12 protein-coding genes and 1 tRNA gene are annotated in these 14765 nt (G+C 66.7%); 3 read left to right on the top strand and 10 right to left on the bottom strand.

Annotated elements, in window-relative coordinates:
* The 8 genes from FJY73_08130 to FJY73_08095 form a co-directional block, all read right to left on the bottom strand.
* A partial coding sequence (locus FJY73_08130) for a glycosyltransferase (protein MBM3320626.1) occupies positions 1–634 on the bottom strand: 634 nt, incomplete at its 3' end.
* Positions 631–1962 carry a glycosyltransferase family 4 protein gene (locus FJY73_08125; protein ID MBM3320625.1) on the bottom strand — a complete coding sequence of 444 codons (1332 nt, stop codon included), beginning with the start codon at positions 1960–1962 and terminating at the stop codon, positions 631–633. The genes FJY73_08125 and FJY73_08130, both read right to left, overlap by 4 nt.
* Positions 1944–2891: a polysaccharide deacetylase family protein gene (locus tag FJY73_08120; protein MBM3320624.1), complete on the bottom strand. Its 948-nt coding sequence runs from the start codon at positions 2889–2891 to the stop codon at positions 1944–1946. The genes FJY73_08125 and FJY73_08120 overlap by 19 nt, the downstream gene beginning before the upstream one ends.
* Before the next feature lie 40 nt (positions 2892–2931).
* Positions 2932–4041: a glycosyltransferase gene (locus FJY73_08115; protein MBM3320623.1), complete on the bottom strand. Its 1110-nt coding sequence runs from the start codon at positions 4039–4041 to the stop codon at positions 2932–2934.
* A 347-nt stretch (positions 4042–4388) separates the two neighbouring features.
* Complete coding sequence (locus FJY73_08110) at positions 4389–4574, bottom strand: hypothetical protein (protein ID MBM3320622.1); 186 nt, start codon at positions 4572–4574, stop codon at positions 4389–4391.
* A 268-nt stretch (positions 4575–4842) separates the two neighbouring features.
* Positions 4843–4916: transfer RNA gene (locus FJY73_08105), tRNA-Gln, on the bottom strand.
* Between the two features lie 82 nt (positions 4917–4998).
* Positions 4999–6471 carry a glutamate--tRNA ligase gene (locus FJY73_08100; GenBank protein ID MBM3320621.1) on the bottom strand — a complete coding sequence of 491 codons (1473 nt, stop codon included), beginning with the start codon at positions 6469–6471 and terminating at the stop codon, positions 4999–5001.
* A gap of 247 nt (positions 6472–6718) precedes the next feature.
* Positions 6719–7543 carry a 6-carboxytetrahydropterin synthase gene (locus FJY73_08095; protein MBM3320620.1) on the bottom strand — a complete coding sequence of 275 codons (825 nt, stop codon included), beginning with the start codon at positions 7541–7543 and terminating at the stop codon, positions 6719–6721.
* Between the two features lie 167 nt (positions 7544–7710).
* Between FJY73_08095 and FJY73_08090 the strand changes: the two genes are divergently transcribed.
* Together FJY73_08090 and FJY73_08085 are read left to right on the top strand one after the other, a co-directional pair.
* The gene (locus FJY73_08090; GenBank protein MBM3320619.1) at positions 7711–8349 is read left to right on the top strand and encodes a nucleotidyltransferase family protein; all 639 of its coding nucleotides are present in this window, start codon (positions 7711–7713) and stop codon (positions 8347–8349) included.
* A 168-nt stretch (positions 8350–8517) separates the two neighbouring features.
* The gene (locus FJY73_08085) at positions 8518–9981 is read left to right on the top strand and encodes a hypothetical protein (GenBank protein MBM3320618.1); all 1464 of its coding nucleotides are present in this window, start codon (positions 8518–8520) and stop codon (positions 9979–9981) included.
* 10 nt (positions 9982–9991) lie between these two features.
* Here FJY73_08085 and FJY73_08080 read toward each other — a convergent pair whose 3' ends face one another.
* A complete protein-coding gene (locus FJY73_08080) occupies positions 9992–11146 on the bottom strand; it encodes a glycosyltransferase family 4 protein (GenBank protein ID MBM3320617.1) in 1155 nt (384 codons plus the stop codon).
* Entirely contained in the window at positions 11136–12446 is a 1311-nt protein-coding gene (locus tag FJY73_08075; protein ID MBM3320616.1) for a CapA family protein, read from the bottom strand. Before FJY73_08075 ends, FJY73_08080 begins: the two co-directional genes overlap by 11 nt.
* A 216-nt stretch (positions 12447–12662) precedes the next feature.
* On the opposite strand from FJY73_08075, the gene FJY73_08070 reads away from it, so the two are divergent.
* A complete protein-coding gene (locus FJY73_08070) occupies positions 12663–14459 on the top strand; it encodes a S8 family serine peptidase (GenBank protein MBM3320615.1) in 1797 nt (598 codons plus the stop codon).
* The last annotated feature ends 306 nt before the right edge of the window (positions 14460–14765 follow it).

Below are 14765 nucleotides of genomic sequence, written 5' to 3'. Positions count from 1 at the left end.
CGGCTCCGTTCGGGATCACTTCAATCTTCAAGGCTGGGTTCTTCTTGAGCAGAAAGCGGCGGTCCCGCTCCGAGACCGTGATGCAGAGATCCGCGCTCGCGCCGAGACGGGGTTCCCAGGACTCCAGGAGCCGGGCGTTGCAGGCGTACCACGCTTTGAGAAAGGGGTTTCCGGTGATTCCGGGGAAGGTCCGCCGTTGATCGAAGCCGATGTTGTGGAAGGTCACGGCCCGTTTCGCCGGATATCCCCGCGGAAGGAGGTCCAGGTACGGCGCCATGAAGTACTCCTCCGCGTGGACGATGTCGAAGCGCGTCTCCGAGACCATTCTCCGAATCCCTGCGGTGAGCTCCGGCGACCGCCAGAGAGCGAGCTCCGGGGGACGCCCTTTCCCAAGACACCGCAACATTTCGGGTAGCAAGCGAACGCACGGCCTCCGGTGCACGCGCCCTCCCGTGACGCGGGTGAAGTGCTTTTCGAGCTCGGCGACGACCGCTTCCTCTTCCGGGTCCCAAAGATGACACGCGAGATGAATCTCGTGGCGCTCGGCGATCCGCCGCAGGATGTTGAAGACGCGGAGCCGCGCTCCCGAGTTCGCGGGAAGAGGCGTGAGGTTCGTGATGCTGAGAATCCTCATCGGGAGGCTTCCTTCCCTCGCGAGCTCCGCCTCTCCGCGGCCGCCGCGTAAAGATCGAGCACGGCCTCGAGCGCATGATCGGCGCGGAGTCCGTTCGCCTCGTAGTCGCGGCGCGCCGCGGCTCCGAGGCGCTCGCGAAGCGATTCGTCGCGGGCGAAGCGCAAGATCCCCCGCGCGAGGGCGGCGGGATCGCCCGGCTCCACGAGAAGACCGTTCGCCTCGTGGCGGATTCTCTCCGGAATCCCGCCGACCCGCGTGGCGACGATCGGCTTGGCGAAAGCCATCGCCTCGGAGAGCGTAATGGGAAGGCCCTCGGTGAGCGAGGGGAGAACGACGATGTCCGTGTCCGCCATCAGCTCCTCGAGCTCGCTCGGAGCGAAGCCCCCGAGAAAGCGCACACGGCTCTCAAGACCGAGCTCGCTCGCGAGCGCCTTCAGCTTTTCCCGATCCGGCCCGTTCCCGGCGAGGATGAGAAGAGCCCGCGGCTCGCGGTCGACGACCTCCCGCATCGCGCGAACGAGAGGCTCGGCTCCCTTTTCCGCTTGGAGCCGCCCGAAGCACGTGATGCGGACCGTCGAGCTCGGCGAGGGATGCGGGGCCGCTTTCCGGCGCGCGCCCGCCTCGCCGAGCCCGCCCACGATGTGCGGGATGATCTCGACCGGCACGCTCCTCGGGATGAAGTCGTAGAGGCTCTCCCTCGAACGCTCGGAAACGCAGGTGATCACGTCGGCGAGGAGAAGGTTTTCCGGCGCGTCGTCTTCCCAGAGCGAGCCCCAGTCGGTGATCGTCCCGTGCTCGGTGTAGACCGAGGGGACTCCTCGCTCGCGCGCCCAACGAAGAGCCCACGCGTGATCGAGCCGGAACCCATGAACGTGGATGAGATCCGCGGGGCGACGCCGTTGATGCCGATCGAGCATCCCGCGCGCGAGCCGGCGCGAGTAATCGCAAAAGACGATCTCGTTCACGACATCGACCATATCGCGCTTCGAGCCGGGATACCCGCGCACCTTCCACGAGAGGCGTTCCGCGGCGATCAGGGGAGAAAGCAACCCCCAGAGAGCGCGGCGAACGGTCTTTCGCGCCTGCTTCGAAAGAGCCGCGCCGCGAAGCCATCCCGGCGGCGCGACCACGCGGATCCCTTCACGTCTAAGCTGCCGGCCGTAATGGCTCCCGCGCCGCATCGGCATCTGGCTGAACACGACGACCTCGATCCCCTTCCGCTTCAGCGCGGAGGCGAGGTTCGCCGTGTGCTGCTCCATCCCGCCCGCGTCGGCGAACCACCATTGGGCCAGAAAGACGCGGCGAATCGTCACGGCGCGATCTCCCATGCGCGCGTCTCCTCGCCCACCCAGAAGCGGGGGATCTCGAGCGGCGGCGTGTTCCTGCGAAAGCGGCCGCGCGCGGTGGTCACGGCGACGCGCACCCCCGTTTCCCGAAGGGCCGCCAGCGAAGCCGCATCGTAGTCCTCCTTCCGCCCGTTCGGATACGCGAAGAGATCGGCCGGCCGGCCGGTCAGCTTGCGGAGCGCGACCGCGGACTCGATGATCTCCTCCCGTTGTTCCTCGGGAGAAAGGAGGCTGAGAATCGGATGCGTGCGCGTGTGCGAACCGAACTCGACGAGCCCCGCATCGACCATCCGGCAAATCTCGGAACTCGACAGGACTCGATACGGAGAGCCCGGGAGGATCGGCGCGTCGGGATCGACCGAGAGAGAGCGCGCGATCTCCCGGACCGCGGCGCGAAGCTCCCGCGGGGGCATTCTCTTGAGCGCGTTTTGAAGGAAAGCGGAAGCCTGCGCGCGCCGCCGGGAGTTTGAAAGATCGATCAAGGCCCCGCGCCAGAGGAAGGACGGGCGGGAGGTTTCCGCGATCGCCTTGTGCACGCGGCAATACCAGAGCGTCTCCTCGGTTCCGACGAGACCTGTGACGAGAAAGCAGACCGCCGGGATGCCGAAGTCGTCCAAGATCGGATACGCGACCTCGTAGAAGTTCGCGAGCCCGTCGTCGAAGGTGACGGCCGCCGCCGGACCCCTGAGATCACCCCGCGCGATATCCTCGATCCCTTCGCGAAGGCCGACGATTTGATACAAGCGGCGGATCGCCTCGAGATGCGCGAGAAACGTCTCCCGGTTCATGAAGCCGAGATCGGGAACGGGGAGCGGATCGGCGACGACCCCGTGGAAGTTGAAGACCGTGAGAGAATCGCGGCCCGCGCGGTTCGTCCGTCCGCGAATCCAACGATAGAGCCTCGTTCTCACCGCTCGTCCGTCCTCCCTCGATGCTCGCGCGCGTTTCGTCTCACGATGCCTCCGCCCTTTCTGCCGGCGACGCGTCGCACACGTCGCGGTAGAGATCCTCGATTCGAGGAGCGATGCGTCCCCATCCGAACGTGAGCGCTCGTTCCCGCGCGAGGCGAGAGAGCCGCGCGCGCGTATCGGGCTCGTCCCGGAGACGAAGGATCGCGGACTCGAACTCCTCGAGCGCGTTCCCCGGAATCCGGATCGCCTCCTCCCCCGGCACGTAGTCGCGGATCGCGGAAAGATCGGTGACGATCACCGGGAGCCCGCAGGCGATCCCCTCGAGAAGCGCGTTGTTCGCAGTCGCGTTCTTGAGAGGAAGAAGGAGCGCGCTCGCCTCTTGGTAGAGGCGTCGAAGCGTCGCGTCGTCCACTCCTCGATGGAGAACGACGTTCCCGGGAACCTCTCCCCGGATTCCGGAAGAGACGAGATGGAACTCGATGTCCGAGAAGCGGCGCATCCGTTCCGCGAGCTGAAGAACGATCGCGTAGTCGCGGAACCACGACCCGACCGTGATGCAGCGGAAGCCGGGCCGTTTCGTCCCGGGGGACGGCGGGTGGAAGAAATCGACGTCGATCCCGTGAGGGATCCACGAGACGGGGACACGCGGAGCGAGACGCTCGAAGAACTCTTGCTGGTCGCGGGAGACCACGGTGACCCGATCGACCGAGCGGAGGTTCTCCTCGCGCACGATGTCGGCGAGCCAATCGGGCGGCTGATGGAATGTCGCCACGACGCGCGGCCTCCTGCGAAGAGAGCGCGCGCGCCTGAGAAGATCGGGAAGAAAACCGATCGAGTGATCCCCGTCCAGGTAGTGAATCACGTCGGTTCCGATCATGAGGGCGCGCGCGAAGATGAGCGCGTCGGCGGCCACGTCGAGCGATGTGTACCAGGTGACGCACCGCCCGCCGGCGAGCTTCTCCGCGATTCGCTTGGAAAGACGATCGAGCCACCTCGGCTCGTTCGGATGAAGCGGCACTCGTTGAACGCTCAAGCGAACACGCTCCCGATCGAGGAAGCGGGCAAACTGATTGAACCCTGAATAGTTCCCCCAATGGCGGTAGTGGATCCGAACCACGTGAACCGCCGGGGGGGACACGCGCCTCGCCACGTTCGCCTCCCGCCTGTTTCTGAGCGAAATGCTGCCCGCGAGGGGCCCCCGAATCAAGCCGGACCCGCTTTTCACCTCAATCGAAGGATCGGCCCGCCGCCCCGCTTGCAAGAGAGGCAGCAATCGATTGCCCAGCAACATCTTGCGGGCCTATTCCGCCGCGGCGCGCGAGGTTCGACGGGGCGGGGTTCCGGTGGGGCGAGCAGGGAGAAGGGATCTCATGAGAATGCGGCTGGGGGGATGGAGGCCCGTCTTCGCTCGGCTCTCCCCCGCTCTTCTCACGGAAGAGATCAAGGGGCGCGATTGGACCGCCGGGATGTTAGGAACCACGAAGAAGATCGAGGAAATCAGGCTCGGCGTGCACGAGCGCGCAACCTCACGATCGATCGGACGTTCTTCTGCAAGACCCGCAGGCGCTCCGCCGGCGTCAGGCGAAGCATCCACCGAATCAGCGTAAGATCGACCCTCTCGGGACTGAACGCCCCTTCGGAGTCGATCTCGCCGGGAGCCTGGGACGATTCCTCGGACTTCATGCCCTGACTCTACAGGAGACCGGAAGGAGGAGAAAGCGGGGAACTGGGGCTTCGGTGCGCTCCGGTTCTTGTTTCTCCGCCATCACCCGCGGTTTCGATCCGGTTTCGTCGCGAGGGTTCGGGGCGCGAGGCGAGAGGACGCTTTGGACGAGCCGGCACCCGGAATCGTAGCCCTCGCTACGATGAGGATGCCGGCGAAGGAAGAGCGGCCTCGGAGCCCGCGCCCCGAAGCCGCAGCAGGAACCGGATCGAAATCGCGGGTGAGAAGTGGCTGGGATGCAGGGATTCGAACCCCGATACCGCGGTCCAGAGCCGCGTGTCCTACCGTTGGACGACATCCCAGCTTGATCTGGTATTTTAGCGGAGCGGCGGGGGACGGTCAACCGCTCGCCCCGAACCGCTTTTCGGACGGGAGCTCGGCATGCTAGAGCAGCTCTTCCGCCGCTCGAAGCCGCGCGGCGGCGCGCTCCCTCCCCACGATCTCGAACACATCGAAGATGCTCGGGCCGACGTTCGTTCCGGTGAGCGCCGCGCGCGCCGCGTTCATGAGCGTCCCGATCTTGAGGGCGTTCTCCTCGGCGAACGCACGCACGATCGGCTCGATCGCCGCCGCCTCCCACGGCTCGACCGCCGCCAGGCGGTCCGCGAGCGCCGCGAGCCGCCCGCGAATCTCCTCCGCCTTGCCGCGCAGGTTCTTCTCGAGCGCCTTCTCTTCCATCTCGAAGGCGTCTGAGAAGTACGGCCGCCCGCGCTCCGCGAAGTCGGCGAGCGTCCGGCATCTCTCGCGAAGAAGATCGATCGTCCGGCGGAACCACCCGGCGCGTTCTCCCTCGAACTCGTCCCTCCAGAGAGATGCGCGCTCGAGAAACGGCCGCACGATCGGAAGAAGCTCGCCCAGCGACATCGAGGCGATGTACTCTGCGTTCAGCGCGATCGCCTTCGGATCGGTCCAGTTCCGCTCGTCCCCCAGGGCGAAGTTGAAGACCGCGTTCGACAGGTTCACGCGTGAAAGATCGAAGTGCTCGACGAGCTCCGCGCGCGAGAGCCTCTCGCGGTCTCCCCCCGGCGACCAGCCGAGAAGCGCGAGGAAGTTCACGAACGCGTCCGGCACGAAGCCGCGGTCCCGATAGAACGTGAGGCTCACCACCTCGCCGTGCGTCCGCTTCGAGAGCTTCGCCTTGTTCGGCGCGAGAAGAAGAGGAAGGTGCCCGAAGACGGGGACCGGGTTCCCGAGCGCGCGATGAAGAAGGATCTGCTTGGGGGTGTTCGAGAGATGGTCCTGCCCGCGAATGACGTGCGTGATCCGCATCTCGGCGTCGTCCGCGACCACGCTGAGGTGGTAGGTCGGCGAGCGGTCGGAACGAAGAAGAACGAAGTCCTCGATGTCGTCCGTCCCTTTCGACGTCGCCTTGTACACGATGTCGTCGAACGCGACCGTCTCCCCCTCGGGCGTCCGGAAGCGAATCGCGAACGGCTCCGACGCCCCGCGTCTCTTCGCCTCCTCGGGATCCATCGCGCGGCACGCGCAGCGCACCGCCCCCGACCGCTTCTCCGCGATCGCCTGCTTCCTCGCCGCATCCAGCTCCTCCGCCGAGCAGAAGCAGCGATAGGCGCGGTTCGCGTCGAGAAGACGGCGCGCGCACTCCCTGTGCGCGTCCACCCTCTCCCCCTGGAAGTACGGCCCCTCGTCCCAGTCGAGCCCGAGCCATCGGAGCCCGTCCACGATCGTCGCGACCATCTCTTCCGACGAGCGCTCGCGGTCCGTGTCCTCGATCCGAAGAACGAAGACGCCGCCCCGCTTCCTCGCGAAGAGCCAGTTGAAGAGGGCCGTTCTCGCCCCGCCGACATGAAGGTATCCGGTCGGGCTCGGCGCGAAACGGACTCGGATCTCGGTCAAGAAGGACTCCTTCCTTCCGATGGACGGGACCCGCTCGGTCGCACGCAAGCGGTCCTCGGGCGGCAGGCTCCGCATTCCTCCGGGGGCCTTCTCGACGAGGCCGGAACCGACGAGGGGAGGCCGGCGGCCGACCCTCGTTGGTGGCCGAGCGAGCAGAGCCGAGAGCGCGGAAGCGCTCGGAGGCGTGCCCCCGGAGGAATGCGGAGCCCGCCGCTCCGACAGCTCGCCGCCGTCACCACGCGCGCGCCTACCCCTTTGGCCCGTAATAGTCCGCGATGTTCCGCGCGGTCTCGTACAAACGGATCCGGTGCAGCTTCGCGCCGCCGACGTTCTCCCCGAGCCGATCCCAAATCACCCGCGCGATGTTCTCCGCCGTCGGGTTCAGATCCCGAAACTCCTCGACGTCCGAGTTCAGATGCTTGTGATCGAGATATTCGATCACGAGATCGTTCACGACACAATCGATCTCGACGAGGTTCCCCACCGTCCCCGTCCGCGGATCGACCGCCCCTCCCACCGTCACCTCGACCACGTAGTTGTGCCCGTGACCGTGCGGGTTGTTGCATTTCCCGAAGATCTCGCGGTTCCGATCGTCCGAAAGCCCCGGCTCGTGGAGCCGGTGCGACGCAGAGAACTCGAACACCCTCGTCAGAAACACCTCGCTCCTCCCTTCCACGCGATCGACGAAAAGAGTCTCGTCCTCGTAGAGCCGGATCCGCCAGAGCTTCCCCTCCGTGAAAGCCGGCTCGAGGCGCTCCCAGATGAGCGCCGAGATGTTTTCGAGAGTCGGCGGCTCCTCTCGAAAACGATCCACGTGCTCGTTCAGGAAGCGCTGGTCGAGGTCGGCGAGCACGCGCTGCCGAATGATCTCCTTCACCGTGACGAGGTTCTCGACCATCCCGGTTCGAGGGTCGACCGGCCCCCGGATCGTCGTTTCCAAGACGTAGTTGTGGCCGTGAACCGCGGTCGTCCCGAAGAGCCCCTCCGCCTCCTCGCGGGGAAGCCGGGGGACACCGTAGTGGTGCGCCGCCGCAAAACGTTCCTTGCGTGTGAGATACGCCTGGGTCACCATTCTCTCCTCGCTCCGAGCCACGGTCGCCCGCCCGCCCCAAAAGACACGCGCTTTCGCGAGGCGCCCGGGGGGAAGTCAGGCTACCATCCCGGCCGCTCCTCGGCAACCGCCGCGCGCGAAGAGGCCCGGCGGACGCCCCCCGTGCTATTCTGCGGGCGGGGAACGCCATGACCGAAACGCAGCCATTCGGACAGGGATCCGTCGCCGCGATCGTCCTCACGGCCGGATACTCAAGCCGGATCGGGAGGCCCAAGGCGCTCCTCCCGCTCGGGAACACGACTTGTCTCGATCGAGTGATCGACGCGTGCGCGAAGGCCGGGCTCGCGCCAGTTCACGTCGTCGTCGGGCACCGCGGGGGAGAGATCGCCGCGGCCGCCCGAAGGCGGGGCGCCGCGATCGTCTGGAACGACCGCTACCCAGAAGGCCAGCTCACATCTCTCCAAGCCGGCCTCCGCTCGCTCCCCGGCGATGTCCGCGCGGCGGTCCTCATCCCGGTCGACCTCGCGCTCGTCCGCTCCTCGACGATCCGGAGCCTCCTCTTCGCCTACCACGAGGAGGGAGAGGGGAGAACCATCTTCATCCCGACCTTCGAGGGAACGGGCGGGCGGCCGTATCTCGTTGATCGATCAGTCGTTCCGGAGCTCCTCCCCCTCCCTTCCGGCGCGATGGGCCGCACCGTCCTCCTCCGCGACCCGGGGCGCGTGCGCGAGGTTCCCGTCGACGACGACGGCATCCTGTTCGACCTCGACACCCCCGACGACTATCTCGTCTTCCTCCAGAAGATCCGCTCACGCCGAAGAGCGTAGCTTACGTCGTCCCACGGGGGCTTACCGCGCGCCGCTGTGCTTGCGTTCGCGAGCGCTCACCCTTACGCTTTCCCCGTATCGCTTCCAGCGAGAACGCCCGGCGGCCGTCCCGGCAGGCGCCGGACCGGGCGTCGCCCGACCACAAGGCGAAGGAAAGGAGTCATCGCCATGCGCAAGGCAGTCGCCTTGTCGATCCCCCTGTTCCTTGTCTTTCTCTCGTGCGGAGGGGACAGCACGAACGAGCCGGACACCACCGCCCCGACGGTCACGATCCTCCAACCGACCCACAACGCCTCGGTCCCGTCCGGGAATGTCTCCATCCGCGCGACGGCGACGGACGACGAAGGGGTCGCGAAAGTGGAGTTCCACGTCGACGGAACGAAGATCGGCGAGGACGCATCGGCCGTCGCGAACGTCTACGAGCACACATGGAACGCGAGCGGGCTCGCGGCGGGAAGCGCGCACACGATCCGCGCGCGCGCCGTGGACACTTCGGGGAACGACGCGTCCGACACGATCTCCGTCACGATCTCCTCGACCGGGGGAGGTCCGACCTACCATTCGGAGAACATCACCACGAACGAGACCTGGTGGCCATCCGGCAACCCGCACATCGTGACCCAGGATATCGCCGTTTGGGAGGGCGGCTCGCTCACGATCAAGCCGGGTTGTATCGTGAAGTTCGATTCCGGAGCCTCGATCGGCTGCGGTTGGACGACCGCAGGAACGATCGTGGCCGTCGGCAAGGCGGACACCACGATCACCTTCACCTCGAACGAATCGCCTCCGGCTCGCGGCGATTGGGACGGATTCGGCTTCTTCGATGGGACCACGTCGAGCACGCGCCTCAGCTATTGCACGATCGAATACGCCGGCGCCGAGGGCCAAGCGATCCTGATCGACTGGGGCGCCGCTCTCAAGATGGACCACTGCACGATCCGCCGGAGCGCGGGCCGCGGGATCTTCTACGAGCGTGCGGGCCACGTCGAGCAGTTCAACAACAACACGATCACCGAGTGCGCGGGTTATCCGCTGGCGACCGACCCCGAGTACGTGCGCCATCTCGGCACCGGCAATGACTACACGGGGAACGCAAGCGGCTTCGACGCGATCGAGGTGTACTACGGAGGGGTGGAAACGAGCGCGACGTGGCGGGACCAGGGGGTTCCGTATCGCGTCACTGAGAACAGCAACGTCTGGGTGGGGAGCACGACGACGCCGATCATCCTCACGATCGAAGCGGGAACGACGATCGAGTTCGAGGCGAACGCGGAGATGACGATCGGGTACACGGTCCAGGCGGGGATCATCGCCGAGGGAACGAGCACGAACCCGATCACGTTCACGAGCGCGGCCGCGAGCCCGAGCAGCGGCGACTGGAGACAGCTCTGGATCGCGGGCGAGTCGGTCGATGCGCAGTGCCGTCTGACGCACTGCATCTTCGAGTATGGCGGCGACGGGAACGTCGGGAATCTCTGGATCTACTATTCGAACCCCCAGGTCGAGAACTGCACGTTCCGCTACAGCTCGGGGTGCGGGATCCAATTGGAGGTGGAGGAACCCGACGCGGCGGCACTCGATGCCGCAAACACGTTCGCCGGCAACGCGAGCGGAGACGTGTGCGTGCCGTAGGGCAAGCGAATCACGAATCGGTCGAGGGCTCTCCCTTCTGCGGCGAGCCCTCGACCAGACCCTCGTAGATCTCGATGTAGCGCCGGGCGGCGTCGCGGAGAGCGAAGTGGGTCTCGACCCGCGCGCGGCCGGCGCGTCCCATTCGCGCGCGGAGGTCCGGATCCCGAAGAAGCCGGACCACGCGCTCGGCGAAGAGATTCGCGTCTCTCGGAGGGACGAGAAAACCGGTCTCTCCGTCGAACACGACCTCCGGATTTCCCCCCACGCGCGTCACCACCACCGGAAGCCCGTGCCCCATCGACTCGAGAAGCGTGAGGGAAAGGCCCTCGGAGAGCGAGGTCAGCACCGAGACGTCCATCGCTCGATAGAAACGCTCGATCTCCTTGCGGAACCCCGCGAAGACGACGCGCTCTTCCACGCCGAGGAAACGCGCGCGCGCGCGAAGCGGCCCCTCTCCCTCTCCTCTTCCCAAGATGAGGAAACGGGCCTCGGGGACCTCGCGGAGAATCGCGGGGATCGCGTCGATGAAGTAGCCGACTCCCTTGATCGGGCGGTTCAGGTTGGCGACCATCCCGACGACCAAGTCCTCCGCCCCGAAACCGAGCGCGCGGCGAAGATCGAGATCCCGCGCGCCCTCCGGCGCCGGCTCGATCCCGTTCCAAACAACGACCGTCCGCTCCGGGTCGAGACGCTCCCTCTTCAAGACGGTCCGCCGCACCGAATCGGAGACGCAGATCACTCGGTCCGGCGCCGAGCGGGTCAGGCGAAGCAGCGCGTACTCGTGCCGCCCCCAGTTGAAACCGTGGTCCTCGCGGTTCTCGATGAGGCGCCGAACGACGCCGAGCTTCTTCAACATTCGTGCATAAAGAATCGACCAGAAGAAGTAGGCGTGCACGATCGCGGGCCGGCGGTCGAGAGCCAAACTCCGAACCTGCGCGAAGCGCGCGATCTGCGCGAGCGGATAGAAATCGCGCCGGCCGAGGGAAGGAAGCTCGCGGATCTCGATGTCGGGCGCCTCCCGCGCGGTGACCGGCCGAGGGCTCGCGATCTCGACCCTCCAGAGGGAGCGGTCCCACCGGCGGGCCATCGAGAGAACGTGGTTCCCGGTTCCGCCGCCGAGATCGTCCATCAGGATGAGAACGCGGCGCGCTTCGTTACCGGACATCGGCGTCCCGTCTCCGGCGCGTCTTCTCCGCTGTCGATCGACCGTCGGACGCGAGAGGCGGGTTCGGCTCGATGCGAAGCGGGCTCCGGCGGAGCTTCTCGCGAAACGCGCGCTCCCGTCCCGGCTCGAAGAGGAGGCGATCGATCCGATCGCCCCCGTCCCCCGCGATCTCGCGGAGAAACGAAGCGAGCCCGATCCGCTTCGTCTTCGCGAGCGCGCGTCCTGCCTTCGCGCGAAGCGAGCGGTCCGGCGCCCGGCGGGAGAGCTCCCGCTCGTCGGAGAGGGGCGCGCTGATCGCGGAGAGGTGCCGGAAAAACTCCGCGCGCTCTTCCCCGAGGGACGGGCGAACCGAGAGATTCTCCTCGATCACCGTCGGCTCGATCGTGAGCGACAGGAGTCCCTCCCGTCCGAACTCGAGGAACACGATCATCCCCTCTCCGATCCGCTCCGCGTAGGGGGAGGGAGCCGAGCGCAGGTACGAATCCCCGATCGGAACGAGGAAGCTTCCGAGCCCGTGGGCGATCACCGCGCCCCGATCGATCTCGATCCCCTGCACCGCGTGCACATGATGGCAGAGAACGGCGGAGGCTCCCTCCTCGACGAGAGAACGGGCGATCCGTTGCTGTCTCAACGATGGATAGAAGAAGAAATCGGTTCCCGCGTCCGGATTCGCGTGAATCGAGACGATCGCGTGATCGACGCGCGCCCGGAGAGCGCGGACGTCCTCGCGCATGAGATCCGGATCGGCCGGCGCGCATCCGGGGATCGAGTCGGTCGCGATCTGATAGTGGGGGAAGGTGTACGCGAGGAACCCGAGGCGGAGCCCGTTCTTTTCGATCACCGCGGGCGAGCGGGCGAGCGCGAGAGACGAGCCGGCCCCGACCGCCCGGATCCCCCGCGCGGCGAGCGTGCGCACGGTGTCCGCGAGCCCCTCGACCAAGCAATCGAGGATGTGGTTGTTCGCGAGACCGAGAACGGAGAAGCCGGCCTTCGCGAGAAGGTCCGCCATTTCGGGCGGTCCCTTCCTCGTCCGGTGCCTCACGAGCGGATGCCTGGAGCCGGTCCTCGTCAGCGGGTACTCGAGGTTCCCGAAGAGAAGATCCGCTCGCGAGAGAAGAGGCCTCACGGGCCGGAACGGGTCGATCGTTCCACTCCGCTCGAGGACCGAGGCGACATCGTCGCTCAGGATGAGGTCCCCGACCGCCGCGACGCGAAGGCGCGCCTCTCCCGATCGGATCGGGATCCGCCCGTCTTGAATCGCGAGGCGCGGACCTTCCTTCTTCTCTTGCCGATCGCCCATTGGCTCCTCTCGAACGCTCGCCGGACACGAGCATCTCTCAAAAGCGTCCGGCCGTGTCAAGCATCGCCGATGAGACGCGCGCCGCCCAGCGGGAAGTTCGCCGGCCGCCGGAAGGACCCGGTTGCCCGGGGAGAGGGCTCGTGGTATCATCAATCCGTCGAACGAGTTCCCCCTTTCCCACGAACCGATCCCGTCTCCGGGAAGAGGACGGCGCGCATGAACACTCGAAACACTCTCGCGATTCTCGCCCCGCTCGCGCTGTTCGCGTCCCTCGCCGCGCCGGCGGCCGGCGCGACGGATCCTTGGAGCCCGCAGCCCCGCGAAGGGGAGGTTCTCTCTTCGCGTCTCGATCGGGCCCCGAAGACCGCCGAGGGCGACCGGAAGGCATGGGTTTTCTTCACGGATAAAGCGATCCCCGACGAGGCGATGTTTCGGATCGCCGCATCCCGCTTCGCGATGCGCCTGGACGCGCGGAGCATGGTGCGGCGCCAGAAGATGGGGCGCGCCGAAATCGTCGGCTTCCACGACCTTCCGGTCCACCAGGAATACGTCGACCAAGTGCTCGCGCTCGGCGCGAATAAGCGCGCGCTCTCTCGCTATCTCAACGGCGTGAGCGTGTCGGCTCCTCTCCCCGTTCTCCGCGCGATCGCAGAGCTTCCGTTCGTTCGGTCGATCGAGCCGGTGCGCGCGTTCTCGCGCGCCGAGGTCGCTCCGGACCGGCCCCGGCCGGCAGAGGCGGCGGCGAAGCGAGCCTACTCGCTCGACTACGGCCCTTCCCTCGGACAGCTTGAGATGATGCAGATCCCCCCTCTGCACGACGAGGGATACGACGGCACGGGGATGCGCGTGTGCCTCCTCGACACCGGCTTCAAGAGAACGCACGAGTCGCTGCAGAACGTGGTCGTGATCGCCGAGCGCGATTTCATCAACGACGACGGCAACACCTCCGAGGAGCCGGGCGATCCGCCGGGGCAGTTCGCCCACGGCACAAAGATTCTCTCCCTCATCGCCGGCTACAAGCCGGGGAGCCTGATCGGTTCGGCATACGGGGCGGAGTTCCTTCTCGCCAAGACCGAAGACACGAGCCAAGAGCAGCCGATCGAGGAGGATTGGTGGGTCGAGGGGATCGAGTGGGCGGACAGCATGGGGGCGGACGTCGCCTCGAGCAGTCTCGGATACAGCGATTGGTACACATATCAAGATATGGACGGGAACACCGCGACAACCACAATCGCCGCCGACCTCGCCGCGTGGAACGGAATCCTCGTCTGCACGTCGGCGGGGAACGAGGGGAGCTCCGATTGGCGCTACGTGACCGCCCCCGCCGACGCCGACACGATCGTCGCGGTCGGAGCGGTTTGGAGCGACACCGTGATCGCCTCCTTCAGCTCGCGGGGGCCGACCTTCGACGGCCGAGTGAAGCCGGAGCTCGTCGCGCAGGGCGTGTACGCCCACTCGGCGGATCCGTATGACGACCAGACGTATTCCACGTGCCACGGAACGTCCTGCTCAAACCCTCTCCTGGCCGGCGCGGCAACGCTCGTGTTGCAGGGGAACCCGTTCCTCACGCCCTACGCGGTCATCGCGGCGCTGAAGACCACGGCGACCCGGTCCGAATCCCCAGACACCGCCTATGGATGGGGCCTCGTCCAGGCGGAGGACGCTCTGTACCTCGTGACCTCGGTCCGGAACCAGGACGATCTCGTCCGCTGGGGCGGGAAGCTGCCCCCCGCGGAGAAGACCCTCGAGCTCCGCGCGTCGCCGAATCCTTTCAACCCGACGGTCTCCTTCTCCGTGCAGGTAAGGATCGCGACCAACCTCCGCATCCGCCTGTACGACGCGAGGGGCGCGCTCGTGGACACGCTCTTCAACGACGCCGTCGCCGCCGGGGAGCACGAGGTGGTCTGGAGCGGGACGGACCGAGAAGGGAAGCCGCTCCCCTCGGGAGTCTACTTCGCACAGGCGGAGTGCCCCGGGGTCCGCGTGACCGAAAAGCTCACCCTCGTCCGGTGATCGGGCGCGGACGCCGAACGGGTAGAACTCACGTACTGAAAACGGCTTGCAGCTCGTTTCGGGCATCGTCAACGCAAACGGAATCTTAACAAACCTAAACGTCGACTCCAGCGTCCCCCGTCCGTTAAGATGTCAGGCGCCGGGAGCGACTCCGCTCCGCCGGGGCCCGTCCCAACCGACCGATGCGTAATGCCGAGGAAGAGCGAGTGAGATCGCGAGCGAACGATCCCCGCGGCGGAGAACCGACCGTGGACATTCCACCCCTGCGCGCGCGCCGCCTCGCGAGAAGCGGCCGCGAGCGCTCGA

It is taken from the genome of Candidatus Eisenbacteria bacterium (genome assembly GCA_016867715.1).
Taxonomy (GTDB): Bacteria; Orphanbacterota; Orphanbacteria; order Orphanbacterales; family Orphanbacteraceae; genus VGIW01.
Note: the sequence above shows the minus strand (reverse complement) of the source record. Positions and strands in the feature narration are given on the sequence as shown.

Excerpts from the sequence above, each read along its gene's own strand:
- FJY73_08080 (MBM3320617.1), bottom strand. The coding sequence starts at position 11,146 with ATGTCCGGTAACGAAGCGCGCCGCGTTCTCATCCTGATGGACGATCTC.
- FJY73_08090 (MBM3320619.1), top strand. The coding sequence starts at position 7,711 with ATGACCGAAACGCAGCCATTCGGACAGGGATCCGTCGCCGCGATCGTC.
- FJY73_08070 (MBM3320615.1), top strand. The coding sequence starts at position 12,663 with ATGAACACTCGAAACACTCTCGCGATTCTCGCCCCGCTCGCGCTGTTC.
- FJY73_08095 (MBM3320620.1), bottom strand. The coding sequence starts at position 7,543 with ATGGTGACCCAGGCGTATCTCACACGCAAGGAACGTTTTGCGGCGGCG.
- FJY73_08110 (MBM3320622.1), bottom strand. The coding sequence starts at position 4,574 with ATGAAGTCCGAGGAATCGTCCCAGGCTCCCGGCGAGATCGACTCCGAA.
- FJY73_08085 (MBM3320618.1), top strand. The coding sequence starts at position 8,518 with ATGCGCAAGGCAGTCGCCTTGTCGATCCCCCTGTTCCTTGTCTTTCTC.
- FJY73_08075 (MBM3320616.1), bottom strand. The coding sequence starts at position 12,446 with ATGGGCGATCGGCAAGAGAAGAAGGAAGGTCCGCGCCTCGCGATTCAA.
- FJY73_08125 (MBM3320625.1), bottom strand. The coding sequence starts at position 1,962 with ATGGGAGATCGCGCCGTGACGATTCGCCGCGTCTTTCTGGCCCAATGG.